The 26,129-nt window shown below is 70.6% G+C and carries 24 protein-coding genes and 2 tRNA genes; 10 read left to right on the top strand and 16 right to left on the bottom strand.

Annotation, left to right across the window (positions count from 1 at the left end; translation table 11 throughout):
• Positions 1-117 precede the first annotated feature (117 nt).
• Complete coding sequence (locus MHY30_RS07690) at positions 118-753, top strand: NADPH-dependent F420 reductase (RefSeq protein ID WP_239276285.1); 636 nt, start codon at positions 118-120, stop codon at positions 751-753.
• Between the two features lie 96 nt (positions 754-849).
• Here MHY30_RS07690 and MHY30_RS07685 read toward each other — a convergent pair whose 3' ends face one another.
• Together MHY30_RS07685 and MHY30_RS07680 are read right to left on the bottom strand one after the other, a co-directional pair.
• Positions 850-2,010, bottom strand: coding sequence for a cystathionine gamma-synthase (locus MHY30_RS07685; RefSeq protein WP_239276284.1), 1,161 nt, complete (start codon positions 2,008-2,010; stop codon positions 850-852).
• A complete protein-coding gene (locus tag MHY30_RS07680) occupies positions 2,007-3,095 on the bottom strand; it encodes a pyridoxal-phosphate dependent enzyme (RefSeq protein WP_239276283.1) in 1,089 nt (362 codons plus the stop codon). The genes MHY30_RS07685 and MHY30_RS07680 overlap by 4 nt, the downstream gene beginning before the upstream one ends.
• A 172-nt stretch (positions 3,096-3,267) precedes the next feature.
• Between MHY30_RS07680 and MHY30_RS07675 the strand changes: the two genes are divergently transcribed.
• From MHY30_RS07675 to MHY30_RS07665, 3 genes are read left to right on the top strand one after another with little or no spacing between them, the layout of a single operon-like run.
• Complete coding sequence (locus tag MHY30_RS07675; RefSeq protein ID WP_239276282.1) at positions 3,268-4,215, top strand: MetQ/NlpA family ABC transporter substrate-binding protein; 948 nt, start codon at positions 3,268-3,270, stop codon at positions 4,213-4,215.
• The gene (locus MHY30_RS07670) at positions 4,202-5,245 is read left to right on the top strand and encodes a methionine ABC transporter ATP-binding protein (RefSeq protein ID WP_374204592.1); all 1,044 of its coding nucleotides are present in this window, start codon (positions 4,202-4,204) and stop codon (positions 5,243-5,245) included. Before MHY30_RS07675 ends, MHY30_RS07670 begins: the two co-directional genes overlap by 14 nt.
• Positions 5,242-5,940, top strand: coding sequence for a methionine ABC transporter permease (locus MHY30_RS07665; RefSeq protein WP_239276281.1), 699 nt, complete (start codon positions 5,242-5,244; stop codon positions 5,938-5,940). Before MHY30_RS07670 ends, MHY30_RS07665 begins: the two co-directional genes overlap by 4 nt.
• A 40-nt stretch (positions 5,941-5,980) precedes the next feature.
• On the opposite strand, the gene MHY30_RS07660 is transcribed toward MHY30_RS07665, so the two are convergent.
• From MHY30_RS07660 to MHY30_RS07645, 4 genes are all read right to left on the bottom strand, one after another.
• Positions 5,981-6,829, bottom strand: coding sequence for an SDR family oxidoreductase (locus tag MHY30_RS07660; protein WP_239276280.1), 849 nt, complete (start codon positions 6,827-6,829; stop codon positions 5,981-5,983).
• Positions 6,830-6,899: 70 nt separating this feature from the next.
• Positions 6,900-7,214 (bottom strand): hypothetical protein, encoded by a 315-nt coding sequence (locus MHY30_RS07655; RefSeq protein ID WP_239276279.1) that lies wholly within the window; start codon positions 7,212-7,214, stop codon positions 6,900-6,902.
• Positions 7,211-7,783 carry an Asp23/Gls24 family envelope stress response protein gene (locus MHY30_RS07650; protein WP_239276278.1) on the bottom strand — a complete coding sequence of 191 codons (573 nt, stop codon included), beginning with the start codon at positions 7,781-7,783 and terminating at the stop codon, positions 7,211-7,213. Before MHY30_RS07650 ends, MHY30_RS07655 begins: the two co-directional genes overlap by 4 nt.
• A gap of 4 nt (positions 7,784-7,787) precedes the next feature.
• Positions 7,788-8,330 carry an RNA polymerase sigma factor gene (locus MHY30_RS07645; protein ID WP_239276277.1) on the bottom strand — a complete coding sequence of 181 codons (543 nt, stop codon included), beginning with the start codon at positions 8,328-8,330 and terminating at the stop codon, positions 7,788-7,790.
• 212 nt (positions 8,331-8,542) lie between these two features.
• Here MHY30_RS07645 and MHY30_RS07640 point away from each other — a divergent pair, with 212 nt between their 5' ends.
• Positions 8,543-9,385, top strand: coding sequence for an NAD(P)-dependent oxidoreductase (locus MHY30_RS07640; RefSeq protein WP_239276276.1), 843 nt, complete (start codon positions 8,543-8,545; stop codon positions 9,383-9,385).
• Positions 9,386-9,403: 18 nt separating this feature from the next.
• Here MHY30_RS07640 and MHY30_RS07635 read toward each other — a convergent pair whose 3' ends face one another.
• From MHY30_RS07635 to MHY30_RS07620, 4 genes are read right to left on the bottom strand one after another with little or no spacing between them, the layout of a single operon-like run.
• Positions 9,404-10,345, bottom strand: a complete 942-nt coding sequence (locus tag MHY30_RS07635) for an aldo/keto reductase (RefSeq protein WP_239276275.1) — start codon at positions 10,343-10,345, stop codon at positions 9,404-9,406.
• A 58-nt stretch (positions 10,346-10,403) separates the two neighbouring features.
• Positions 10,404-10,631, bottom strand: a complete 228-nt coding sequence (locus MHY30_RS07630) for a hypothetical protein (protein ID WP_239276274.1) — start codon at positions 10,629-10,631, stop codon at positions 10,404-10,406.
• Positions 10,632-10,658: 27 nt separating this feature from the next.
• Positions 10,659-12,215 (bottom strand): hypothetical protein, encoded by a 1,557-nt coding sequence (locus MHY30_RS07625; RefSeq protein ID WP_239276273.1) that lies wholly within the window; start codon positions 12,213-12,215, stop codon positions 10,659-10,661.
• The gene (locus MHY30_RS07620; protein WP_239276272.1) at positions 12,191-12,955 is read right to left on the bottom strand and encodes an ABC transporter ATP-binding protein; all 765 of its coding nucleotides are present in this window, start codon (positions 12,953-12,955) and stop codon (positions 12,191-12,193) included. The genes MHY30_RS07625 and MHY30_RS07620 overlap by 25 nt, the downstream gene beginning before the upstream one ends.
• A 169-nt stretch (positions 12,956-13,124) precedes the next feature.
• Here MHY30_RS07620 and MHY30_RS07615 point away from each other — a divergent pair, with 169 nt between their 5' ends.
• Positions 13,125-13,460: a hypothetical protein gene (locus MHY30_RS07615; protein WP_239276271.1), complete on the top strand. Its 336-nt coding sequence runs from the start codon at positions 13,125-13,127 to the stop codon at positions 13,458-13,460.
• 41 nt (positions 13,461-13,501) lie between these two features.
• Entirely contained in the window at positions 13,502-13,690 is a 189-nt protein-coding gene (locus MHY30_RS07610; RefSeq protein WP_239276270.1) for an alternative tryptophan synthase beta-subunit, read from the top strand.
• Positions 13,691-13,961: 271 nt separating this feature from the next.
• Here MHY30_RS07610 and MHY30_RS07605 read toward each other — a convergent pair.
• The 4 genes from MHY30_RS07605 to MHY30_RS07590 all read right to left on the bottom strand — a co-directional run bounded on the left by MHY30_RS07605 (position 13,962) and on the right by MHY30_RS07590 (position 16,668).
• Positions 13,962-14,035: transfer RNA gene (locus MHY30_RS07605), tRNA-Met, on the bottom strand.
• 29 nt (positions 14,036-14,064) lie between these two features.
• A tRNA-Thr gene (locus tag MHY30_RS07600) sits at positions 14,065-14,136 on the bottom strand.
• Between the two features lie 65 nt (positions 14,137-14,201).
• Positions 14,202-15,575 carry a peptidoglycan DD-metalloendopeptidase family protein gene (locus MHY30_RS15325; protein ID WP_239276269.1) on the bottom strand — a complete coding sequence of 458 codons (1,374 nt, stop codon included), beginning with the start codon at positions 15,573-15,575 and terminating at the stop codon, positions 14,202-14,204.
• 280 nt (positions 15,576-15,855) lie between these two features.
• Positions 15,856-16,668, bottom strand: coding sequence for an inositol monophosphatase family protein (locus tag MHY30_RS07590; RefSeq protein ID WP_239276268.1), 813 nt, complete (start codon positions 16,666-16,668; stop codon positions 15,856-15,858).
• Positions 16,669-16,732: 64 nt separating this feature from the next.
• Between MHY30_RS07590 and MHY30_RS07585 the strand changes: the two genes are divergently transcribed.
• Both MHY30_RS07585 and MHY30_RS07580 read left to right on the top strand, forming a co-directional pair.
• Positions 16,733-18,322: an NAD(P)/FAD-dependent oxidoreductase gene (locus tag MHY30_RS07585; protein ID WP_239276267.1), complete on the top strand. Its 1,590-nt coding sequence runs from the start codon at positions 16,733-16,735 to the stop codon at positions 18,320-18,322.
• Between the two features lie 208 nt (positions 18,323-18,530).
• Positions 18,531-20,066, top strand: a complete 1,536-nt coding sequence (locus MHY30_RS07580) for an HNH endonuclease signature motif containing protein (RefSeq protein WP_239276266.1) — start codon at positions 18,531-18,533, stop codon at positions 20,064-20,066.
• A gap of 98 nt (positions 20,067-20,164) precedes the next feature.
• Here the strand turns inward: MHY30_RS07580 and MHY30_RS07575 are convergent, their stop codons facing one another.
• Positions 20,165-21,694, bottom strand: a complete 1,530-nt coding sequence (locus tag MHY30_RS07575) for a PLP-dependent aminotransferase family protein (RefSeq protein ID WP_239276265.1) — start codon at positions 21,692-21,694, stop codon at positions 20,165-20,167.
• An 82-nt stretch (positions 21,695-21,776) separates the two neighbouring features.
• Here MHY30_RS07575 and MHY30_RS07570 point away from each other — a divergent pair, with 82 nt between their 5' ends.
• Entirely contained in the window at positions 21,777-22,451 is a 675-nt protein-coding gene (locus tag MHY30_RS07570; protein WP_239276264.1) for a pyridoxamine 5'-phosphate oxidase family protein, read from the top strand.
• Between the two features lie 172 nt (positions 22,452-22,623).
• On the opposite strand, the gene MHY30_RS07565 is transcribed toward MHY30_RS07570, so the two are convergent.
• The gene (locus tag MHY30_RS07565; protein ID WP_239276263.1) at positions 22,624-26,058 is read right to left on the bottom strand and encodes a bifunctional proline dehydrogenase/L-glutamate gamma-semialdehyde dehydrogenase; all 3,435 of its coding nucleotides are present in this window, start codon (positions 26,056-26,058) and stop codon (positions 22,624-22,626) included.
• Positions 26,059-26,129 lie beyond the last annotated feature (71 nt).

Genomic DNA, 26,129 nt, shown 5'->3' with positions numbered 1-26,129 from the left:
CCGCGGAACCGGAAGGATCTCCCTCTTGACACTGATATCTCAGGCTGCTAACTAACTAACTCGGTTCGTCTATCTCGCGGGGGAATGCGCTCGGCGGCCCGACGGTTCGGTACGAGTATGACCACCGTAGGAATCATCGGAGCAGGACACATCGGGCAGGCCCTCGCGCGGGGCTTCGTGAACAACGGATACGACGTGGTGATCGCCAACTCCCGGGGACCGGAGACGCTCGCCGACTTCGTCGCAGAGCTGGGCGACAAGGCGCACGCCGCCACGGCCCACGACGCCGCCGAGGCCGGGGAACTCGTCGTGGTGACCGTCCCACTGAAGGCGTACCGCGAGATTCCCGTCGCACCGCTGCGCGGGAAGACGGTGCTGGACACGAACAACTACTACTGGGAGCGCGACGGGCGGATCGCGGCACTCGACGACAAGCGCACCACCACCGCGCAGATGCTGCAGGAGCATCTGCCCGAGAGCACGGTGGTGAAGGCGTTCAACCACATCGTCGCCGCCGAGATCCTCACCACCGGTTCTCCCACCGGCACGCCCGGGCGCCGGGCCCTGGCCACGGCGAGCGACTCCCCCGAGGGCATCGATGTCGCCACCCGGGTCTACGACGAGTTCGGCTTCGACACGGTCGCCATCGGCCCCCTCGCCGACAGCTGGCGCATCGAACGCGACACCCCGGGCTACGGCATCCGCCAGACCCGCGAGGAGCTCGAGCAGAACCTCGCTCGCGCCGAGCGCTGACCCGGCCGCTCCCCCGCGTGAGGTGCCAACTTTTGTCGCCCCGACATCGTCGCGGGCGACAAAAGTTGGCGCCTCACGCGAATGGGACGCCGGGCGTCAGAGGCCGGCGAGGGCCTGGTCGACGTCGGCGACGAGGTCGTCGGCCGACTCGATCCCCACCGAGAGGCGCACGATCGTGTCGGGGACGGCCAGCTCGGTGCCGCGCACCGAGGCGTGGGTCATGGCATCCGGGTAGTTCACGAGCGACTCCACACCGCCCAGGGACTCCGCCAGCGTGAACAGACGCGTCGACTCGGCGAAGCGTCGCGCGGTCGCGCCGTCGGCGAGCTCGAGCGACACGATGCCGCCGAACCCGCTCATCTGCGCCGCGGCGAGTGCGTGACCGGGGTGCGCGGGCAGGCCCGGGTAGTAGACCTTCGCGACGCGCGGGTGCGTGACGAGGTGCTCGGCGACGGCCTGCGCGTTGAAGCTGTGGCGCTGCATCCGGATGCCGAGGGTCTTGATGCCGCGCGTGGTGAGGTAGGCGTCGAAGGGACCCGACACCGCGCCGGCGGCGAACTGCAGGAACTGGGTCTTCTCGGCCAGCTCCGCGTCGGCGAAAGCGAGCGCGCCACCGACGACGTCGGAGTGGCCCCCGAGGTACTTCGTGGCCGAGTGCACGACCACGTCGGCGCCGAGGGTCAGCGGACGCTGCAGCGCCGGCGACGCGAAGGTGTTGTCCACGACGACGATCGCGCCCGCGTCGTGACCGAGGCGTGCGAGGCCGGCGATGTCGGTGATCCGCAGCATGGGGTTGCTGGGCGTTTCGACCCAGACCATGCGCGGCGCGCGTTCCTGGATCGCGGATGCCACGGCATCCAGGTCGCTCATGTCGACCACGCGCAGCTTCACGCCCCACGGGCTCAGCACGCGCGCGAGCAGACGGTACGTGCCGCCGTAGACGTCGTTGCCGAGCAGGACCTCGTCGCCCGGGACGAGCGCGGCGCGCAGGAGCGCGTCCTCGGCGGCCAGGCCCGACGCGAACGAGAGGGCACGGACGCCGCCCTCCAGCGCGGCGATCTGGGTCTCGAGGGCGGTGCGCGTGGGGTTGCCGCTGCGGCCGTACTCGTAGCCGCCGCGGAGCCCGCCGATGCCGTCCTGCGCGTACGTGGTCGACAGGTGCACGGGCGGGATCACCGCACCGGTCGTGGGGTCGAACGCCTGCCCCGCGTGGACGGCGAGGCTGTCGAAGCCGCGGGCGGCGTCGTGGGTGCTCATGCGGAGTGCTCCTGGGGGTTCGAAACGGGAAGGACGGATGCCACGGGCTCGACCTCGTAGCCGCGGTCGGCCATCCACTGGTCGTCGAAGATCTTGCTGAGATAACCGCGGCCGTGGTCGGGGAGGAGGACGACCACGACAGCGTCGGCGGGAAGGTCGCGCGCCACGCGCAGGGCGCCGACGACCGCCATGCCGCTGGAGCCGCCGACGAGCAGCCCCTCCTCGCGGGCCAGGCGCCGCGTCATCGCGAACGACTCGGCATCCGAGACCCGTTCGTACGCGTCGACCACGGTGGGGTCGAACGCGGGCGGCCAGAAGTCCTCTCCCACGCCCTCGACGTCGTACCCGTGGATGTCGTCGCCCGAGTAGATCGAGCCGACCGGGTCGACGCCGATGATGCGCACGGCCGAACCGGCGACCTCGCGGAGGTAGCGTCCGGTGCCGCTGATGGTGCCGCCGGTGCCGACGCCGGTGACGAAGTGGGTCAGGGCACCGTCGGTGTCGCGCCAGATCTCCGGCCCGGTGGTCTCGTAGTGGCTGCGCGGGCCGTTCGGGTTGGCGTACTGGTTGGGCTTGAAGGCGCCGGGGATCTCGCGCACGAGCCGGTCGGACACGCTGTAGTACGAGTTCGGGTCGTCGGGTTCGACGTTCGTGGGGGTCACCACGACCTCGGCGCCGTAGGCGCGCAAGACCGCGCGCTTGTCTTCGGCGACCTTGTCGGGCACCACGAAGACGCACCGGTAGCCGCGCTGCTGCGCGATGAGAGCGAGACCGACTCCGGTGTTGCCGCTCGTGGGCTCGACGATGGTGCCACCGGGGCGGAGCAGTCCGTCCCGCTCGGCGGCATCCACGATGTTCGCGGCGATGCGGTCCTTCGCGGAACCGCCGGGGTTGAAGTACTCGATCTTGGCGAGGACCGTCGCGGCGATGCCATCGGTCACACGGTTCAGGCGGACGAGGGGGGTGTTGCCGACGAGGTCGGCGACGCTCTGGGCGTAACGCACGGTGGAATCCTGAGGGTCGATGCGCCGGAGGGCGCGGCTGACGGGGTCGTCGAAGAAGAACGCGGGGGCGTTCAGCGACAACAGCGACAGGTCAGCACGCGGTCAGCATACCCGAGGGAGGGCGCGCGCGGCGAGGAATACCGGTGATCCGGTCCTCGATGGTCACGCTTCGTCACGCGAATTGAGGATGCCGTGTGGCACTGCCTACGGTGCTCGGACGCCCCGAACCGGGTGTTGCACCAAGGAGAGCACCATGAGTGATCGCACGAACGGCCCTACCGGGCCCGTCCTTCCCGAAAAGCCCCGCCGCCGCGGCGGACTGTACGCCCTGATCGCGGTCGCCGCGGTCGCCGTCATCGTCGCCGGTGCGCTCGTGATCCCGCGGCTGTTCACGTCGTCCGATGACACCGCCGGCGGCGAGCGCACCACCGTGCGTCTGGGGACGACCGACGCCGCGCAGGGACATTGGCCGGTGCTGGAGGAGATCCTCTCGGAGGAGGGGATCGATCTCGAGGTGGTCCCGTTCGACTCGTACGAGACCCCCAACCCGGCCCTCGCCGACGGCTCGATCGACCTCAATGCCTTCCAGCACGTCGATTACCTCTCCGACCACAACAACGCCACCGGCGACGGTCTCGCCGTGGTGGGCCCGACGATCATCGTGCCCCTGCCGATCTACTCCGAGCAGTACTCCGACGTCGCCGACATCCCCGAGGGCGGTCGCGTCGCCATCCCGCAGGATGCCACCAACCAGGCGCGTGCGCTGAAGGTGCTCGAGTCGGCCGGCCTGCTGGAACTGAACGACGCCACCACCCCGACCCCGGCCGACGTCGTGACCAGCCGCGTGCAGGTGGAACCGGTCGATGCGTCGCTCACCGCCCCCGCACTCCAGGACCCCTCGATCGCGGCCGCGATCGTGAACAACACCTTCGCCACCGACGCCGGCATCATCGACAAGGCCATTTACTCGGTCGACCCGTCGGATGCGAACAGCTGGCCGTACATCAACATCATCGCGTCGCGCGCCGGCGAGGAGGACGACCCCGTCTTCCAGAAGGTGTGGGAGGCCTACCACGACCCGCGTGTCACCGAGATCGTCGTGGCGGAGTCCAGCGGCACCGCCCGCATCGTCGAGGAGCAGCCCGCGCAGGTGCGCGAGTGGCTCGCCGAGATCGAGGACGAGAAGGATGCGGGGGCCTGAGGCCGCCATGCCGCCGCTCATCCGCCTCTCGGGCGTGACCAAGACCTACGACGTCGACGGAAGCACCGTCACGGCGCTCGACGGTGTCGATCTCGACATCGACGCGGGCGAGATCTTCGCCGTGATCGGTCAGTCGGGCGCGGGCAAGAGCACGCTCGTGCGCTTGATCAACGGCCTGGAACGTGTGACCTCGGGCACGGTCGTCGTCGACGGGGTCGACATCTCGACCCTGCCGGAGCGGCAGGTGCGCCCGATCCGGCGACGGACGGGGATGATCTTCCAGCAGTTCAACCTCTTCGCCTCGCGCACCGTCGCCGGCAACGTCATGTATCCGCTGAAGGTCGCGAGATGGTCCAAGGCCGACCGCGAGAAGCGCGCCGCCGAGCTGCTGGACTTCGTCGGGCTGCTCGATCGTGCGCACGCGTACCCCGACCAGCTGTCGGGCGGTCAGAAGCAGCGGGTCGGGATCGCCCGTGCCCTGGCGACCTCTCCCCCGATCCTCCTCGCCGACGAGTCCACGAGCGCGCTGGACCCGGCGACCACCGCGGACGTCCTCGACCTCCTGCGTCGCGTCAACAGGGAGCTGGGGGTCACCGTCGTGGTCATCACGCACGAGATGGACGTCGTGCGGGCGATCGCGGATCGGGTCGCGGTCCTCAGCGCCGGCCGGATCGTCGAGAGCGGAACGGCGTTCGACGTGTTCGCCGAGCCCTCCTCCGACACGGGCCGGTCGTTCGTGTCCACCGCGCTGCACGACCGTCCGAGCCCCGACGACCTCGCGCGCCTGCGCGCCGCGCACCCCGGACGGATCGTGATCGCCGACGTCATCGACGGCGCCGGGATCGGCGGCATCCTGTCTCGCGCGGCGAACACCGGCGTGACCTTCGAGCTGCTGTACGGGGGCATCAGCTCGCTGCAGCAGCGCTCGTTCGGCTCTCTCACGATCGAACTGACCGGATCGGATGACCCCGTGGATGCCGTGATCGCGCAGCTGCGCGCCGTCACCCGTGCCGAGGAGGTGGCGCGATGACCTCTCTCACCGCCCTGATCGCCCCCGCGGCAACGCAATGGAGCTGGGACCGGTACGGCCCCATCCTGCTCGAGTCCATCGGCCAGACGCTCACCATGGTGCTGCTCACGATGGTGTTCGGCGGGATCGGCGGCCTTCTGCTCGGGCTCGCGCTCTATGTCACCCGCGCGGGCGGTGTGCTTCCCGCCCGAGCCGTGAACGTCGTGCTGAACCTTCTCGTGAACGTGTTCCGACCGATTCCGTTCATCGTGCTGATCCTGGCGCTCTCGCCCGTCACCGCGGCCGTGGTGGGCACGGCGATCGGGACGACCGCGGCCGTGGTGCCGCTGTCGATCGCCGTGACGTTCGGTTTCTCGCGCATCGTCGAACAGAATCTCGTCACGATCAGCCCCGGGGTCATCGAAGCGGCGCGCGCCGCGGGCGCGGGGCCGTGGCGGATCATCGCGACGCTGCTGGTGCCCGAAGCATTGGGACCGCTCATCCTCGGGTACACGTTCGTCGTCGTCGCGATCGTGGACATGACCGCGGTCGCCGGCGCCGTCGGAGCGGGCGGGTTGGGCTCGTTCGCCCTCACCTACGGCTTCCGTCGGTGGGACTTCCTCACGATGTGGATCGCCATCGGCATCATCATCGTGCTGGTCCAGCTGGCTCAGTTCCTCGGCAACCGGTTGGCGCGACGGATCCTCCGCCGTTGAACGGAGGCGGTCGCGTCGTCGTCCGCGGCGGCGCGACCGCTCAGCCGACCGCGCCGAGGAACTCCTCGAACGTCTGGGCGGGGCGACCGGTGACGGCCTCGACGTCGCCGGAGATCCCGGCGAGGTCACCGCTCGCGATCGCGGTGTACGTGCTCACCCAGGCGTCGACCTGCCACCGGGGAGCCCCGAACACCGCGCGGGACGCGTACGCATCGTCCACGCTTTCGTCGATGAAGCGCACCGGATGGCCGCGCACGGCCGAGATCTTCTCCGCCACCTCCTTCAGCGTGAGAGCCTCGGGACCGGTGAGGTCGTAGGTCGCGTGGGCGTGCGCGGCGGGGTCGAGCAGGACCGCGACGGCCGTTGCGGCCACGTCCGCGCGAGAGACGAGCGAGCACCGCCCCTCGCCGGCGGGCCCGCGGATGACGCCGTCGTCTCCCGCGAAGAGCTCCATCATGTCCATGTAGAAGTTGTCGCGCAGGAACGTCCACGACATCCCCGAGGCGCGGATGATCTCCTCGGTCGCGGCGTGATCCCGCCCGAGAGTGAACACCGCGTCGGGTGCGGCGGCGAGGAACGACGTGTAGACGATCGAGCGCACACCCGCGCGTGCGGCCGCGTCGATGAACTGGCGGTGGTGTTCGACCCGGTCGGCCGTCTCGGATGCCGAGACCATGAACAGCGTCGTGACGCCGTCGAGCGCGGCGGCGGCAGCATCGGCGTCGGAGTACCCCGCGACGTGCACCTCGGCACCGTCGAGCTCGGGGGCGCGTGCCGGGTCACGCACGAGCAGACGCTGCGGGATGCCGCGGGCAGCCAGGTCGCGTGCAACCCGCCCTCCCACGGCTCCGGTGGAACCGGTGACGGCGATGACGGGCTGGGCGGGCATGCGTCCTCCGAGAGGCGAGAGTCGGTGCTCTCCAGCGTATTGCGCTGTTTCTTTGAGGCGGCCGCGAAGGTCAGACGCGTGGGGCGACCAGGCGAGCGACGCGGACGCGCACGGTGTCGGACGAGCCGGCGCCCGCGCCGCGCACGGCGCGAGCGACCGCGGATGCCACCGCCGCGCTGTCGTCGTCGGCCGAGACGCCGATACACACGGTGATGGCGCGGGTGTCACCCGCCTCCTCGACGGCCGCGAGCGAACCCTCCACCTCCGCCATCCGTTCATAGGCACGCGCCACGACCGGTCGGGCGGAGTAGGACTCGCGCACTCCGGCGACCGACGTGACCGCCAGGTCGATTCGCGGTGCCAGTTCGGCAGCGTTGTCCGTCATCCCTCGTCCTCCCCCTCGAGGTGCACGTCGCCGACGGTGACGTCGACGCGGCCCACCCGCAGATCGCCGTGACGCTCGATGGCATCCCGGATCCCCTGGCGCATACGTTCCACCGTCTGCCCCATCGGGTGACCGAAGAGCACGCTGACGGTCACCCGCACGTCGAGCGGTGCCGCGGCATCCGTCTGTTCGAGACGCACACGCCCCACCAGCACACCCGGAACCTCGTCACCGACCGTTCGGATCAGTTCGTAGAGCGCCCCTTCGGTGACCACCAGCTGCGTGCCGTCCTCGGTACGGGCCAGCGGGATGTCGCGTCCGGCCCGGAACTCGCGCATGACCTCGCGCATGATGCCGTCGTACCAGGACTCCGCGAGCGGCTCGGAGGCCTGCTCGTCGACGATCTCGCGGGAGAGTCGCCCCATCCGCTCCATCGAGGCCAGCAGGGCCTGACACTCGGCATTGCGCTCGATCGCCGGGATCCGGGGGGTGCGCCCACGATCGAGATAGGCGGAGAGGTCTTCGAGCGAGTACCCCGAGCCGCCCACATCGTTCACGTCGTCACTCATTCGATCACCTCCACTCCTGCATGCGTTCCAACACGGTCTTGCGCGCCCTCGCGAGACGTCCCCGCACCGTCGCGGGTGTCTCGCCGACTTCGGAGGCGATCTCGTCGTAGCTGTGCCCGCCGATCTCTCGGAGGACCCACACGACACGAAGCTCTTCGGGGAGATCGGCGAGGACTTTCTTCAGCGCGTCCATCTGCGACGATGCCACAACCGAGCGCTCGGGGTCATCCCCGAGAGAGACCATCTCCTCGTCGATCTGCTCCGAGATCTTCCGGGACCGCATGCGATCGGTGACCTTGCGGGACACGATCGTGGTCAGCCAGCTGCGCACCTTCTCGGGATCGGCGAGATCGGGCAGCCGGCGCCAGGCGGTGATGAGCGCCTCTTGGACGCAGTCGTCGGCGTCCGCCCGCGACCCGGTGAGCTTGGTGGCGAACGCGACCAGAAACGGTGCGTGGCGGCGGACGAGCACGCCGAAAGCGGTCTGGTCGCCGTCCGCCGCGCGCGACGCGAGGAACGCGTCGGTCGCGGAGGACAAAGTGGTCATGGCGATTCCCGTCGGATGATCTGCGTCCGGTCCCGTGACGATTCACGAACCGGATCCGACCCATAGCGAAACACCCCGGCCCGGCGGCGCGCGGGCTCTTGACGAACTCGCGAACTCGTGGCATCCGCGATCGAGGGGGCGTTCCGGTCGCGCGGCCTCGACCCCCCAGCACACGGGTAACGTCGTAGCGTTCCCCCGATCGAAGGACGCTCATGCGCATCGCCCTCACCGGTTCATCCGGAAAACTCGGCACCGTCGTCGCTCGCGAGCTGCGCGCCGCCGGCCACGAGGTCATCGGCCTCGACGTGCGCGGCGAGCGCGGGCCCGGATTCGTGCAGGTCGAGCTGACCGACTACGGCCAGGTGATCGACGCCCTCGCCGGCGTCAACGACCAGCACGAAGGTGTCGACGCCCTGGTGCATCTGGGGGCGGTCCCCGCTCCCGGCATCCGTTCGGACGTCGCGACGTTCCACAACAACATGACCAGCACGTTCAATGTGTTCTGGGCGGCCGTGCGGCTGGGGATCCGCCGCATCGTGTACGCGTCGAGCGAGACCGTTCTCGGGCTCCCGTTCGATGTCGACCCGCCGTACATCCCGGTCGATGAGGAGTACGCGCCGCGCCCCGAGTCGGTCTACTCGCTGGTCAAGGTGCTCGAGGAGCACCTCGCCGGTGAGCTGGTGCGGTGGCATCCGGAGCTGTCGATCACGGCTCTGCGGTTCTCGAACGTCATGGTGCCCGAGGATTACGTCGAGTTCCCGTTCGACGCCGACGCGCGCACCCGCAAGTGGAACCTGTGGGGCTACATCGACGCACGGGACGGCGCCCAAGCCGTTGAGCGTGCGCTCGAGAACGCGCCCGCGGGATTCGACCGCTTCATCATCGCGGCCGCCGACACGGTCATGACGCGGCCCAACTCCGAGCTGGTGGCCGAGGTCTTCCCGAACGTCGAGACCCGTGGCGACCTCGAGGGCACCGACACGCTGCTCTCGATCGACAAGGCGCGACGGGTGCTGGGATTCGAGCCGCGACACTCCTGGCGCGATCACCGCTGACGCGGCCTCCGGCGACCGTCATCGCCAGGCGCGCTCCGATCGCCGCCGCCAATAGAGCTCGGGATCGACGGCCCACCGCGCGCGGTCGTCGTCGTTCACGGGCAGCGGGGCCGTGTGCGCCCCGCGCCGCAGCTGCGCGAGCGTCGAGGCCCCGCTGAGCACGATGTCGACGCCGCGCTGGGCCCTCGCGGCCCCGATCGCGAAGGCGTCGGCCGGGACACCCGCTGTCGCGGCGCCCGCGGCGACCTCCGCCGGGCCCGCGGCGAGTTCGCCGTTGGCGAGGACCTCTTTCACCACGACGGTCCAGCCGTCGTCGTGGGCGCGCACGAGCGCCGGCCCGACCGAGCCCTCGATCAGGTTCCAGGTGGCCTGCACCGCCGTGAACGGCGTGCGATCGAGTTCTCGAGCCCGGTCGAGCACGGCGGCTTGATGGGGTCCGCTCGTGGAGAGTCCGACGCGCACCCCGGTGTCGGCCAGTCGGCGGAGCTCGTCGAGCAGGGCGGCGTCCTCCAGGGCGGGGCTGTCGGGAGTGAGGGAATGGACGAGGTAGAGATCGGGAGCGCGTCCGAGGGCCTCGAGCGTCTCGGGCCACTGTCGCTGGAACATCGCCACCGAGTGCTCTTTGCGCTCGTGCACCTCGGCATCCATCCGCCAGCCGCCGACGTAGGCGTAGCCCCACTTCGACCCGATGGTCAGCTCCGTGGCGCGCTCGGGGTGCTCCCGCAGCCATGCGCCGAGGAAGTCCTCGGCATGACCGTACGAGCGAGCCACGTCGATGTAGCGGATGCCGAGACGCCATGCCTCGTCGAGCAGTGCGTGCGTGCGCGCGCGCATCGCCGCGATCGACCTCTCGGCCGGAGCGCCGAGATCGTCGTCGCGGCCCGCGGTGATGTAGGCCGGCCGTCCGACGGCGGCCAGCCCCAGGCCGAGGGCTGCCGGGGGAACGGGATCGTCGCTCATGACTCGACGCTATCCCGTGCCGCCGACGCTGCGTCGAAGCGGGGAACGTGCGCTCGCGTCACGCACCGCGGCGTGGCGCGTTGCCCAGCCGCGCCCGCCGGGAGTTGGTCCAGTAGAAGATCGGCGTGAGCACGAGCGTGATCGAGGCCATCGCGATGACGATCGTGAGCACCTGGTGCTGGCTCATCAGCGCCACGATGAGATACCCGCAGCTGGCGGCCAGAGCCATGATGAAGCTGTTCAGCCAGAGGCGGCCCTTGCTGATGGTGGGGGTCGGTGCGGACATGGGAACTCCTGTCGTTCGAGGGGGTGATCAGCGCGGGGTGAAGGCCGCGAGGAGACGTTCGGGATGCCGGTCGAGGAAGAGGCCGCTCATCCGGGTGGAGAGTGTCGCGGCGATCGCGGACAGCACGAGCGCGGCGCCGAGGACGACCTCGACGGGCACAGCGGGCTGCAGCGACGTGTTCAGCCAGCCGACCAGGTAGACGAGCGCGAAGGCGAGACCGAACGCGAGGTACATCCGCACGGCGATGGTGCTGCGGTCGCCTTGCGGCGCCTCCTGGTCATACGGATTCCAGGCGCTGCAGGCGGCGCCGACGGCGAACGCGAGCAGCAGCCCGGCGAGCGCCGACACCAACGCCAGAGGAATCTGATCGGCCATGCCCGTCGCGATGCCGAGGCCGATCGTGAGCAGGGCCACCCCGGGAACGAGGAACAGCGAGACCGCGAGGAGCTTGCCCCGGAGCACGCTCGCGAGCGAGCCACCCGTCTGCACGGTGAGCTCGACACCGCGCCCGTCGAAACCGAACAGGTTCAACAGGGCGCTCGAGCCCATCGCCACCGCGCCCACGGCGACGGCGAACGTCAGGCCCGTCGCATGCACCTGGGTCGCTGAGAACATCACCCCGACGACCGGCCCCAGGATGACGACCTGCGCCGCCCGCGGCGCGCGGAAGAAGTAGTACCGCAGGTGTTGGCTCGCCGCGGCGAGCGCGGGACCGGTGGGCAACACCCGCAGCACCAGCGGTACGAGGGTCAGGTCGGCGGCCGACCGGTGGTGACCGGATGCCACGGCCCGCGCCGTCCGACCCCGGACGTGAAGTCGCAGTGCGAGGCCCCACAGCAGCAGAGCGACAGCGATGGTTGCGACGACGACCGCGAGGCGGGCCAGCGTGCCCACCACGTCGCCGGTCTCGAGCACGTACCCCATCGCTCCGACGGCTCCCGGCGGCGTCCACGTCAGGATCGTGACGAGGATCGCGCCCGCGTCCTCGGCCGCCCCGAGCAGAGGGCGAAGCAGGTGCGGCAGGACGTAGAGCGCCACCACGATGAGGGTCGACGCGATCACCGCGACATCGCGCCCGCGTCGCGCCGACAGAGCCTCGGCGAACAGGGCGCGCACCGCCGATGACGCGGCCACGCACAAGACCGTGAAGAGCACTCCCCCGGCCACGGCGACCACCCGCTCGCCAATTCCGACGTTCACGGCCGCGACGCCGCCCGCGGCGGTCAGGAACGTCGCCGCCGCCGCCGGCGAGGCGAGCCCGCCGAGCAGCAGTCCCGTGACCTGCTGTGCCCGGCTGAGCGGATACTGCTCCAGCACCGCGGGATCGATGATGTTCGCGGTGGGAACGGGCGTCGCGATCGGCAGCACGATCCACGCACCGAAGATGGCCACGAACAGCAGCAGCACCAGAAGGTCGCCGAACGGCGAACCGCCCGAGTCGAAGAACGCGACGAGGAACCCGCCGGCGAGTCCGCCCAGGATGCCGAGCGCCCACGCGAGCGCGAACGCGACGATACCGAGGCTGGATGCCCGCGCGCCCCCGATCTGGAGGGCGAGTTTCAGGCGGGCGAGGACGAGAGCCACGACAGATCCCCCTCGGCGAGTTCGCGTCCACCGACGATGTCGACGAAGGCGTCTTGCAGTGATCCACCGTGCGACAGTTCCGCGACGGTGCCCTCCGCCACCACGGCACCCCGTGCGATGATCGCGACCCGATCGCACAGCTTCTGCACCACGTCGAGCACGTGGCTCGAGAACACCACCGTGCCGCCTCCCTCGCGGAACCGCTGCAGCATCTGCTCCATCACCTGCGTGTTGACAGGATCTAGGGCTCCGAACGGTTCGTCGAGAATCAGGACGCGCGGAGCGTGCAGCATGGCGACGGCAAGCCCGACGCGTTTGGTCATGCCCAGCGAGAAATCAGCGATGGGTCGCCCCGCATCGGCCTCGAGATCCAAGACTCGCAGAAGGTCGTCGCCGCGGGTCCGAATGTCTTCCGCGGCCACTCCGCGCAGCATTCCGGCGTAATCGAGCATTTCCCGCGCCGTCAGGCGACCGAACAGCGGCGGATTGTCGGCGACATAGCCGAGAACGCTTTTGGCACGTCGGGGATTCGGCCATACGGAGATTCCGTCGACCTCGATGCGGCCGGCATCCGGTTCGAGAAGACCCGTGATCATGCGAATGGTCGTCGTCTTGCCCGCCCCGTTCGGTCCGGCGATGCCGTAGAACGAGCCCGCCGGAATGGAGAGATCCACCCCATCGACGCTCGTGACCTCGCCGAACTTCTTGACCACGCCCGTGGCCCGAATTGCCGCCCCCATGATGCCGAGAATAGGGGAACACGGAGGCTTGCTCAGACGATTTCGCTATCCGGCCCGATGGGGCGCGTTGGAGACGCCGTGATCCAGGCCGGTCCCGACGGTCTTGCTTCGATGTCGGTGGCCGCCGATACGGTGGGGGTCCTCGGCCGGAGAAAGGTTCCGGCACACCGTGACGCAATGGCATCCGATTCTCGCCGCGGTCGAAGGCCCCACGGGCGTTTGGCGCATGATCGACCCGCACGGCCACGAGTACGGCCGCGTCGAGATCCGCCGCATTCAGCAGGCGGACCGGGTCCTGTACAAGGCGGTTCATGCGGGCGAGACCATCGGATGGGCGACGACGCTTTGCCTGGCATGCTTCCAGGTACATATGGCGTTCCTGGCGTCGCTCCGGCCCGGAGGGGCGCCGGCGGCCGACTGGGGAGAGCTGACGGGGAACGGCCGTCGGGGCGATCGGGGCCCCCGCGACGCACCGTTCAGACCTACGAAACCCCCCATTTCGTAAATCGTCTATTCCGATGCCATTATGACCTCGGGGAGGAACGAATGGCACGCGAACGCACCATTACTCACGGATACCGGCTTGCCGTCGGATGGGAGAAGATCGGTCGTCGGCCGCTGACGCCTGAGAATGCACGAGACCTGCGCGCGCGCGGGTACACGATGGTGATCGCGAAGCGGGGGCTGTTCGATTCGCGCGAGATCTCGCTGAATCAGGTGGCGCCCCCCAATTGAAGCGATCTTTCGATGGATTAGTGGTACGCCTCGCGAACGATTATTCCTATATGCATTTCGCGAGTCGAAATGTTTGATCGCGGCGGCCTTCATAGCGGCTGTCATTGATGACGCATGAAGCGGACACGGTACCGGAGGCATTACCTCACGTTCATGCGACGCGATTCCCCGCGATCACGGGTCGTCCGGGTGAACGTAGGGGATGACTCCACGAGGACCTGGCAGCAACAGCAGAGGCCCCGGCAGGGCCGGGGCTTCTGTGATGCTTCGGTAGCGGGAGCGGGGCTTGAACCCGCGACCTCACGATTATGAGTCGTGCGCTCTCACCAACTGAGCTACCCCGCCGCGCGGCATCCCTGGGAAGAGATGCTGTGAGCCCCGAGTCAGGATTGAACTGACGACCCCTTCCTTACCATGGAAGTGCTCTGCCACTGAGCTATCGGGGCGTACCCGGATTTCTCCGGGCAACTAGAAGAGGATATCAGAGCAGAGCCGTCATCCTCGAATCGAGTCAGCCACCGGTGTGCTGACGCAGCCACGGCAGGGGGTCAATCGGCGTCGACCCGTTCTGCAGCAGCTCGAAGTGGGTGTGCGCGCCGAACGAGCGGCCGGTGTTGCCGGTACGGCCGAGGAATGTCCCCACCGTCACCTTCTGCCCGGGGGTGACTTGCAGTGAGCCGTACTGCATGTGTGCATAACGGCTCGAGATCAGCTGGCCGTCGACCTCGTGGTCGATGACCACCGTGACACCGAAGGCGCCACCGCTTTCGGTGGCGATGCGCACGGTGCCGTCGGCGATCGCCTGGATGGGCGACCCGTCGCCGGGCACGAAGTCGACGCCCTCGTGCATCCGACCGTCACGCATGCCGAAGCCGTACGTGATCGGAACACCCACCGCGAACGGCCACTGGATCGCCGCCGTGGGGTCGTTGACGAAGAAGTTCGAGAAGTTGGAGATGCCCGAGTCGGCGGCCATCTGCGCGTAGGTTGCGGCGCTGTAGCCGTCGGCACGATCCACGACGCCCGCCTGGGCCTCCGCGGGGGCGACATAGGCCTGGATCTCGCCACCGGCGACGTCGCCACCGCCCACGGCGAGGTTCTGGGTCGCCGTTTCCGCCGAGGCGACATTGGCGGTGCCGCTGGCCGAGGCGAGAGCGCTGACCGGCATGGTCATCCCGACGGTCATCAGACCGACCAACCCCATCACGCCGACGGAGAACGACGCGGCGGCGACGCGACGGCCGTTGCGGCGGCGTGCAACGGCATCCACTGGGATTCCCTGCGTCACCGGACGCGCCGGCGCAACGATGGGCTCGGAGGCGGCTTCCTGCACGGGGGTCTCGCCGGTGAAGGCGAACAGCCGTGCGGCGGCCTCGAATTCGTCGACGGCCTCGCGATCCGCGGCCTCGTCAACGGTCTCGCGGTCCGCTGGAGCGGCGCCTGCGTCGGAGGGGGCGTCCTCCCCGCGCGGAGCGTCGGAGACGATCGGGCGAGGGTCGTCGATCGCCGCGGGACGACGACGGCTTCGGCGGGTCGCCGGGAGCGTGATCGGAGACGTGGGAAGCGTCACGGGCGTCGTCGCCTCGGACGCGTCGGCGCTCTGCAGGATGACGGCGACCTCGTCGTCGTCCGTACGACGCTCGTCGACGACCGTCACCTCGAGGGCGTCGGATGCCGAGCCCTCGGTCGATGCGGTCGGAGTCTTCTCGGTGGGCGCCGAGACGGCGGATCCTGCCGTGGGCCGCGCGGACCGACGGCGCGCCGCCGGCAGAGTGGGGACGATCGTCGCGGCGATGACCGTCTCGACGACGGCGGCGGCGACCTGCTCGACGATCTCGGGCTGTGCCGCGCTCTCGGCGTCGATCGGGGCGGGGTCGGATGCCACCGGCGCCGACGGCTCATCGGCGGCGGGGACCGGAACGGCGCGACGACGCCTCTCGGCCCGCGTCAGCTCGGTGGCGCTGGGCGCGGCGGAGGGTCGACTGGATCGCCGGGTACGGGCGGGCTCAGTCTGGGGGGATTCTGACGGCAACGCGCGGGGGCTCTCGTGTCGTGTCGCGAGGGCGACGGCTTCGGGCTTTCTGGGCTTCTGCCATTTCCGCTGATTCGGGTCGCGAAAATAACGATCAGGTAAACACCCTACCCTCGGACGGCTGGGAATGCCATCAACGCTCCGAGTTCCGCAGTTCGGGTTCGAGCAGTGCGGCGAGCCGGTCGAAGAAGTCCGGCCCCGCGGCAACCACCATCGCGTTCCCGGGGCGACCCCCGGGTGCCCCGCCGACACGTCCGCCGGCTTCCTCGACGAGCAGCACCCCCGCCGCGTGATCCCAGGGGTGCGTGCCCTTCTCGTAGTAGGCATCCAAGCGACCGGCGGCGACCGATGCGAGATCGAGCGAGGCCGCCCCGATGCGCCGGATGTCACGGGCGATCGGCATCACTCGGCTCAGACGCTCGAGGGTCGGCGCGTGCGTTGCGGGGTCGTAGCCGAAACCGGTCGCGATGAGACCACCGGCCGGGCCGACCTCGCGCGTGACCGACAGGCGCTGCTCGCCCAGCCACGCGCCGCCCCCGCGGGAGGCGCGGAACATCTCGCCCGACACCGGGTTGTAGACGACCCCGGCGACGGCGGTCCACGTCGCGGGGTCGGCGGTGCCCTCGACGGCCGCGATGCTCACGGCCCACGCGGGAATGCCGTAGGCGTAGTTGACCGTGCCGTCGATCGGGTCGACGACCCACGTCACACCGCTGGCACTCTCCTGCGCCGCAGACTCCTCGCCGAAGAAGCCGTCGTCGGGGCGCTCGCGCGCGAGCTCGGCACGGATGAAGGCCTCCACCTCGCGGTCCGCCGCCGTGACGATGTCGGCGGCGACCGACTTCGTCGCGATCTCCAGCCCCTCTCGGCGTCGGCGCGCGGCCAGATCCCCGGCTTCCCGAGCGATGCGGGTGGCGATGTCGAGCAGGTCTGCGGCGAGGGTCATGGCATCCACGCTACTGCGATGCCAAGCCCTGGGCGGCCCGGGTCCGACTCGTTACCGTGGGGGCATGAGCGCCCCGGAGACCACTCGCTACGACGTCGTCATCGTCGGCGGAGGACACAACGCCCTCGTCGCCGCAACCTACCTCGCCCGCGCGGGGAGATCGGTCGTGGTTCTGGAGAAGCAGGATGCCGTCGGCGGCGCCGCCGTCTCGGAGCGGCCGTGGCCGGGAGTCGACGCCCGGTTGTCGCGGTACTCGTACCTGGTGAGCCTTCTGCCACGGACGATCATCGACGATCTCGGGCTCCGGATCGATCTCCGTCGGCGCCGGTACTCGTCCTACACCCCCGACCCGGCGGATCCGACGCGCGGCATCCTGATCGATACGCACGACGCCGACGCCACCGCAGCGTCCTTTGCGCGCACCCTCGGCGACACGGCGGAAGCGGAGCGGTTCGCCGCGCTCGGCGAGCGACTCGCCCCGCTCGGGCGGGCCGTCTTCCCCACGATGACCGAGCCGCTGCCCACCGCCGACGAAGTTCGACGCCGACTCGACGACGACGATCTCTGGACCGCTCTGACCCAACGGCCCCTCGGTGACCTCCTGCGCGCGTCGCTCGACAGCGACCTCGCCCGCGGCATCGCCTTCACCGACGGACTCATCGGCACCTTCGCGTCCTCGGACGACACCTCACTCGCTCAGAACCGATGCTTCCTCTACCACGTCATCGGCGGCGAGACCGGCCATTGGGACGTCCCCGTTGGAGGCATGGGGGCCGTGACCGCGGAGCTGGAACGGGCGGCCCGCGAGTCCGGCGTCGACATCCGCACCGGTATCGAGGTCATCTCGGTCTCGCCCTCGGGTGAGGTGCACGGCGTGACCGATCGGTCCGAGGCCTACGTCGGAGAGGTCGTGCTCAGCGGAGTGGGGAACGCGGTGCTCGCGCGACTGCTCACCGCCGGCGGAGCCCCCACCGAGGCCCCCGCACCCGAGGGCGCGCAGATCAAGGTCAACATGCTCCTCTCCCGCCTGCCGCGGCTGAAGGACACGTCGGTGACGCCCGAGGCGGCGTTCGCGGGCACGTTCCACGTCAACGAGACGATGACCCAATTGGATGCCGCCTACGTTGCGGCATCCGCGGGACTCGTGCCCGAGCCGCTCCCCGCCGAGATCTACTGCCACTCGCTCACCGACCCGTCGATCCTCGGCGAAGAGCTCCGCGCCAGTGGTGCGCAGACCCTCACCCTGTTCGGACTGCAGGTGCCGCACCGACTCATCGACGGCCAGGATCCCGTCGCGGCCGGAGCCCGCCTGCTCGCCGCGGCACAACAGTCGCTGGACTCGGTGCTGGATGAGCCCCTGCGGGACTGCATCCTCGAGGCCCCCGACGGCCGCCTGTGCATCGAGGCGCGCACGACCACCGACCTCGAGCGGTCGCTCGGGATGATCGGAGGAGACATCTTCCACGGCGGTCTTTCGTGGCCGTGGCTGGAGGGCCCCGCCGACGGGCTGGGGCCCGCCGAGCGATGGGGCGTGCAGACGGGCCACGGACGCATCCTCGTGTGCGGATCCTCGGCGCAGCGCGGCGGCGCGGTGAGCGGCATCGCGGGGCACAACGCGGCGATGGCGGCGCTGGAGATCCTCGAACGGCGCTGAACGGGGGGTTCCGGGCGCAGTGACGGCGGCTGAGAGTTCTGGAACGGCGCGGAAGTGCGAGACTCTGGGGCACAGTGCGGCGACGTTGAAGATCCATGGCCAGCGCGAGAGTGCGGAATCCTGGCAACCGCATCACCGAAGGGTGATTCCGGGCGAGGTTCAGACGAGATCACTTCAGAGTGTCGAACATGTGTTCTAGCGTGGAGTCATGGCATCCACCCCCCGCTCCATCCCCCTCGGGAGGGATGAGGGTGGCTCGCTGCGGACACTCGTCGAGCAGATTCGGGAACAGTCGCGGCAGGCGGCGAAGACTCACGCCGAGCTTGTGAGGCTGCGTTCCGAGGCCCTGCGTATCGCGCTCGACGAGGTCGCCCGCTCGCGCTCCCGGAACGCGAGGGAGCGCGAGATGCCCGTCCGTTCACTCGCGCTCGAGATCGCCGTCGCGACGCAGAGTCATGACCTCACGGTGCAGCGAGAACTCTCCGACGCGCACACGCTGACCGAGAAGTTCGCCGCGACGGTCGACGCTCTTTCCGCCGGGCGCATCGGCGCGCGCCACGCACAGGCGATCCTCGAGACGGGGGTCGTGCTCGACGACGACGCGACGCGCGCCGGATGGGAGCAGGTCGTGCTCGCCCGCGCGGAACGCGAATCACCTGGACGCGTGCGCGCTTTCGGACGTGAGCTCGCCGAGAGCGTGCACCCCGTCGGAATGAGCACGCGCCACGCGCGCGCCGCCGCGACGCGCGGCGTGAGCGTGCGCGACCTCGCCGACGGCATGGCCGAACTGAGCGTGATCCTGCCGGCGACGGTCGCCTACGGGATCCGCGACCGCCTGCGGCGGCAGGCCGTTGCGATTCGCGACGCCGCGCTGCGCAAAGAGGCGGTCGTCGACGGCGCGCGGGCTGCGGCCGATGCGGCGGGGGCGGCCGTCTTGGACGCAGCGGCTCCAGCTGCGGCGGGGGCGTCTGTGGCGGCGGCGGCGGCGGCGCGCGGAGCGGCGGCAGTGCGCGTGGCGGCGGGCGCGCCCGTCTCGGATGCAGCGGCACCGGCTGCGGCGGGGTCGTCCCTGGCGGCGGCCGAGTCGGAGGCGCGAGCGGGAACCCGCCCGACCGACGCCGAGGCACGCGACACCCGCACTCTGGCGCAGATCGGAGCTGACGTCTGCGCCGACCTGCTGCTGACCGCCGCCCCCGCGATCGACCCGACGACGGATGCCGACTGCCCGGGCGGACTGGGGGCGATTCGCGGCCGGGTGCAGATCACGGTTCCCGTTCTGACGCTCCTCGGGCACGCGGACGCGGGTGCCAGTATCGACGGCCTCACCCCGATCGACGCCGCGACGGCGCGGCACCTCGCCGCCCACGCTCCCGGCTGGGACCGCGTCCTCTGCCACCCCGTGTCAGGGACCGTGCTGGACGTCGACCGGTACACGCCGACAGCCGCGCAGCGGCGCTTCCTCGCTGCCCGCGATCGGCACTGCCGGGCTCCCGGATGCCGGGCCCCCATCGCGCGATGCCAGATCGATCACAACCATGAAGCTCACGAGGGCGGCCCGACCCACCTCGCCAACCTGTGTCACCTGTGCGTCCGACACCACACGCTGAAGACCGAGACCGGATGGACGGTGACGCAGGCTCCCGATGGGACGCTCACCTTCCACAGTCCCCTGGGACAAGAACGCACCGAGAAGCTCGCACCCCGGGTGTTGTTCGTACCGGATACGGATCCGCCGCCGTTCTGATCCCGCGGGGATGGAGCCGGGCGACACGCCTCGGCTTCAGACCATCGCTCTCCGCGATCGGCTCGGTGGCTGCCCCCTGCCCGTCGTCATCGGTCCCGCTACAGCCCCGGGCCCGCCCCGCCGCCCTGGCCCTTGCCTGCCGCGCCCTCTGCGGGGACGGCTCTCCCCACGCCCCATCCGCCGCGCCGGCGCTCCCCCTTCCCTCTGTGGGGAGAGCGCCCCCCGCCACCGGCGTCGCGGGCGCGCAGCACCTTCGCGACGACGGCGAGCGCCTCCACGAGCTGCGGAATGGTCGGTTCGGCGTATCCCAGAACGATGCCGACAGCGGGACTCGAGGGCGCGTCGGGGACCGAATACGCCCCGAGCCCGGCCACGAGCACGCCGCGCTGGGCGATGGCGTCGACCAGGGCCGCCTCCTCCGCCGGTTCGGCCGGCGACAGCAGCGCCACGGCGTGCAGCCCGCCGTTCACGGCCGCCAGCGACACCCCCGCGATGGATCCGAGGGCCTCCAGCACGAGCTGCCGCCGGTGGCGGTAGTCGCGGCGGCGACGCGCGGTGTGCCGCGCGAGCGAACCGTCCGCGAGGTACAGCGCCAAGGCCTGCTGCGCGACCTCCGACACCGGCGCGTCGAGGTCGGCGCGGGCCTGGCGGATCCGGTCCCGCACCCCTCCCGAGGCGACCACCCAGCCGCACCTCAGTGCGGGGCTGAGCACCTTCGACACGCTTCCGATCAGCACGACATTCCTAGGGTCGAGCAGGCGAAGGGGCGGGAGCGGAGCGCGACCGTGCGGGAACTCGCTGTCGTAGTCGTCCTCGATCACCACCGTCCCGGTGTCTCGCGCCCACGCGGTCAGGCGCGCCCGCGCCGCCGCGTCGAGTCGGCTTCCGAGCGGGTAGTGGTGGTGGGGTGTGACGACGACGGCATCCAGGTCTCGGTGCCGCTCCACGGCATCCAGATCGAGTCCCCCGTCGACCGACACCGGCAGGGGGACCATTTCGATGCCGGCGCGACCCAGGATCATGCGAACACGCGGGTAGCCCGGGTTCTCGATCCCGACCCGCGCGCGCCGCGAACCCGACAGGCTCACGGCCAACAGCAGCAGGGCGTCGCTCGTCCCGGCCGTGACGATCACGTCGCCCGGATCGACAGTCAGCCCCCGGGTACGCCCGAGGTGGCGGGCGATCTGCTCACGCAGCGCGAGCAGCCCGGTCTCGTCGTCGACATCGGGCGCGGGGTCGACCGCGCTCGCCCGCCGCCACGCCGACCGCCACGCGGCATCGGCGAGCCCCCGCGTGCCGGGGCGGCCCGGACGCAGATCGGTCGCCGACGGAGCGGTCGCCGACGGCTGTGGCGGCACCTCCGAGGCGAACGACGGCTGCCGCGGAAGCACCGCGACCGTCGTGCGCGCGCCGGGCCGCGCCACGAGGTACCCCTCACCCGCGAGCGTCTCGAACGCGGCGACGACGGTCCCCCGGGCGATGCCGAGATCGGCGGCGAGCGTGCGCGTCGAGGGAAGCGGCTCCCCCGGCGTGAGGCGTCCGTCGACGATCGCACCTCGGAGCCCCTGGGTGAGCTGCGTGTGCAGCGGGACGGGCGAGGAGCGATCCAGGATGCCGGACGAGATCACGGAACCGATCCTGGCACTGGTCCACCCGATCCAGGGAAAACCGGTCTATGCATCGGTCCTCGCGGGGGCGTGAGATCGTCACATGACCGATCTGCCGCTCACTCCCCTGACCCGCATCCGACGGCTCCCGCATCACCAGGTCACCGATCGCGCAGCCCTCTACGACATCATCGACGGGGCCCTCGCGGCGACGCTCGCGATCTCGCGCGACGGGCGCCCCGTGGCGCTTCCGGTCGGCATCGGTCGTGACGGCGACGACGTCCTCATCCACGGGTCGACCGGCAGCGACTTCTTCCGGAGGATCGCCGCGGGGACGCCGGTCTTTCTGACCGTCACGCACCTGCTCGGACTGAAGTACGCGCGTTCCCTGTTCGACAGCTCGATGCGCTACCGCTGCGCCGTGGTGCACGGGATGGCATCCGTCGTCCTTCCCGACGACAAGGAAAGCGCTCTCCTCACCCTGTCGGAGCACCTGATGCCCGGACGTCCGGCGGAAGTGCGCCCCATGACCGCGCGGGAGCTCGCGGCGACCATGGTCCTGCGTCTGCCCCTCGCCGAAGCCAGCGTCAAAGACAACGCCGGCTCCGCAGTCGAAGAGGACGACGACGGGGAAGACCGCTCGGTATGGGCCGGCACCCTCCCCCTTCGGGTGGTGGCCGGCGACCCGGTCACCTCCGCGCAGACCCGACCGTCGACCGCGATCCCCGCGTCGGTCCGCCTCGCAGCGGAACGGATCGCCGCCAGCGGCACGGCGTAGGGGCCGTCAGACCCTCGGAAGCGCGGACACCACGGCGTCGCCGCCTCGTCAAAGTCCCGGAGGTGCACACGACGGCGTCGCCCAGCCGCCCGAGCCCCGGAAGCGGGCACGCCGCGGCGCAGCCCACCCGCCGGAGCGTCACGAGCGCGCGCGCCGTCACCTCATCCGACTGTCAGGGCGCCACGAGCGGCGGCACCGTGTATCGCCGCGGCGTGCCGAAGCGATGGGCCGTGATGGACACCGCCTGTTCGCGGAGGAACGGCAGCAGCTCGACCTCGCCGGAGCGGGTCGGCTCACCCGCGTACACCGCGACAGCGGGCGATCCGTCGGTGATCGCGGCGAACGCGTCCGGGGAACCGCCGAGCAGGCGCACACGGCCGCCGGTGCGGACGAGACGAGCCGCTCGACGCTCCCACGCGCCGGCGTCCTCGATCGCGGAGGCCACGCCCGCGCCCTCGAGCCAGGCCCGCACCGCGGGCGACAGCTCGCGGCCGGCGCTGACCGTCACGGTCGACCCGGCCCGCACGCCCGCAGCCACCACCCGGACGAGAGCGACGTCGCGCGCGTCCTCGAGACGCACGGTCACCGGGACCGCGGCGTACCGCAACACGTTCTGCTCCGACTGCAGCGCCGTGACGTCACGCGCGACGGCGAACTCGCTCGACCAGATGGCGGCATCGGATGCCAGAGCGGAAGCGAGCCACTCGCGGTCCTCTGCCGGAACGGCCGCCGACGCCGACCCGACGAGGGGATCTCCCCCGCGCGGCGCGGAGGACTCGGCATCCGTCCACGTCCCGAATCCGAAGAGGTAGTGCGGACCGCCGGCCTTGGTGCCCGCTCCGACCGCCGACTTCTTCCACCCGCCGAAGGGCTGCCGCTGCACGATCGCGCCCGTCGTGCCGCGGTTGACGTAGACGTTCCCCGCCTCGATGCGCGACAGCCACCGTTGGATCTCGGCCTCGTCCAGCGCGTGCAGTCCCGAGGTGAGGCCGTACTCGATCGCGTTCACGATCTCGATCGCCTCGTCGAGCGTCTCGGCGGTCATGATGCCCAGCACGGGTCCGAAGTACTCCGTGCGGTGGAACTCGCTCCCCGGCTGGACCCCCTCGCGGATGCCGGGTCGCCACAGTCGCCCGTCCTCGTCGAGGCGGCGCGGCTCGACGACCCACCGCTGGCCGGGCTCGAGGGTCGTCAGCGCCCGCAGCAGCTTGCCCTGCGCGGGCTCGATGAGCGGTCCCACGCGGGCGGCGTCGTCCCACGGCATCCCCACCTCGAGGGAGGTGACCGCGTCGACGAGCTGGTCCCGGAACCGGCGAGACGTGGCGACCGACCCGACGAGAACGACCAGCGACGCAGCCGAGCACTTCTGACCCGCGTGGCCGAAGGCCGAGAGTGCGACGTCCTTCGCGGCGAGGTCGAGGTCGGCGCTGGGGGTCACGATCACCGCGTTCTTGCCGCTCGTCTCGGCCAGCAGGGGAAGGTCGGGCCGGAACGAGCGGAACAGCTCCGCCGTCTCGTACGCGCCCGTCAGCACCACGCGCTCCACGGCCGGGTGGGTCAGCAGCTGCCGGCCGAGGTCGTTCTCGGAGACCTGCACGAGCGTCAGCACGTCGCGCGGGACGCCCGCCTCCCACAGTGCCTCCACCATGACCGCTCCCGAGCGCTCGGCGAGCGCGGCCGGCTTGATCACGACGGCGGACCCGGCCGCGAGCGCGGCGAGGGTCGAGCCAGCGGGGATGGCGACGGGGAAGTTCCAGGGCGGGGTCACCACCGTCACGCCCACCGGCGTGAAGCGGGCACCGTCGACACGATCCAGGTGCCGCGCCTGCTCGGCGTAGTAGTGCGCGAAGTCGATCGCCTCCGACACCTCGGGATCGCTCTGCTCGACGACCTTTCCGCACTCGGCCCCCATCACCTCGACGAGCTCGGCGCGCCGCGCCTCGAGCGCGTCACCGGCCCGGTGGAGGATCTCGGCGCGGGCATCGGCGCCGAGGTCACGCCACGCGGCGGCCGCAGCGGCGGCGGCGCGGATGCGCTGATCGAGGACCGCCTCGTCCGACACGGTGTGCTCGGCGATCGTCTCAGCACCCCGGCGCGACGTCGCCATGCGCGCGACGATCTCCGCCGCCCACGCGCGATTCGCCGCGATCGCGGGGTCCGAGTCCGGGGTGTTGCGGAAGCCCTCCCGCGGAGCGGGCTCCGGCACCGCGGTGCGGTCCTGCACGCGGTGCGACGCGGGCACACCCTCCGGCATGTCCGCGAGAGACGCGAGGAACCGGTCGCGCTCCCGCGCGAACAGCGCCTCGTGCGTGTCGAGATCGAACACCGCCGACATGAAGTTCTCGCTCGAAGCGCCCTCTTCGAGGCGGCGGATGAGGTAGGCGATCGCGACGTCGAACTCCTGCGGGTGCACGACCGGCGTGTAGAGCAGGATCGAGCCGACGGTGCGCCGCACCACCGCCTGCTGCGCCGTGGCCATGCCGAGCAGCATCTCCACATCGACACCGCCCGTGACGCCACGCCGTTCTGCCAGCAGCCAGGCCAGCGCGATGTCGAAGAGATTGTGCCCCGCGACGCCGATGCGCACGTGCGCCGTGTGCTCGGGGCGCAGAGCGTAGTCGAGCACCGCCTTGTACGAGGCATCCGTGGCCTGCTTGGACGGCCAGGTCGCCAGGGGCCAGTCGTGGACATCGGCATCCACGCGCTCCATCGGCAGGTTCGCGCCCTTCACGACGCGGACCTTGATGGCGGCGCCACCGGATGCCACGCGCGCCGCCGCCCAGTCCTGCAGGCGCATCATCGCGGCGAGGGCATCCGGAAGGTACGCCTGCAGCACGATGCCGGCCTCGACGTCGTGGAACTCCGCCTCCCCGAGCAGCGTCTCGAACACCGCCAACGTCAGATCGAGGTCCTTGAACTCCTCCATGTCGAGGTTCAGGAACGTCCCGGTCTCCTTCGCCACCCGGTAGAGGGGGCGCAGGGCCGAGACCGCGTCCGACACCGCCGCGTCGAAGGCCCACGGGGTGTGCGGCGCGACGGTCGACGAGACCTTGATCGAGACGTAGTCGACGTCGTCGCGGGCGAGCAGGCGCCGCGTGCCCTCCAGACGGCGAGCCGCCTCCTTCTTCCCGAGGATCGCCTCGCCGAGGAGGTTCACGTTGAGACGGATGCCCTCGCCGCGGCCGCGGATGGCGGCAATGGCATCCCCCAGGCGGCGGTCGCTCGCGTCGACGATGAGGTGACGCACCATCGACCGCAGCGCCGCGCGAGCGGCCGGGACCACCACCCGGGGCACGATCGGGGCGGTGAGCGCGCCGAGGCGGATCGCGGCCTTCAGATGCAGGGGGAGGAAGGAGGGGACGAGCGGTGCGAGACCGGCGAGGTTGGCGGCCGCGACGCGCAGGTCTTCGGGTCGGACGACACCGTCGACGAATCCCACCGTGAACGCCAGACCGTTCGGGTCACGCAGCACACCGGCGAGTCGGGTGGCCGCCGCATCGACGGGCTCCGAACGGCTTTCCGCCAGCCAGCGTCGAACGAGCGCGACGGCGTCGTCGGCCAGGTCGGCGGGCGCGATCTCGGCGGGGGTGACATCGGTGAGCGACATGGGGATCCTTCCTCGGATGCCCTCAGTGTGCGGCCGGCGTACGATCGAGAAAAGCGATGATTTGCGAACGG

The sequence above is a fragment of the Microbacterium sp. ACRRU genome, assembly GCF_022346945.1.
GTDB classification, from domain to species: Bacteria; Actinomycetota; Actinomycetes; order Actinomycetales; family Microbacteriaceae; genus Microbacterium; species Microbacterium mcarthurae.
This window is presented reverse-complemented; position numbering and strand designations above follow the sequence as displayed.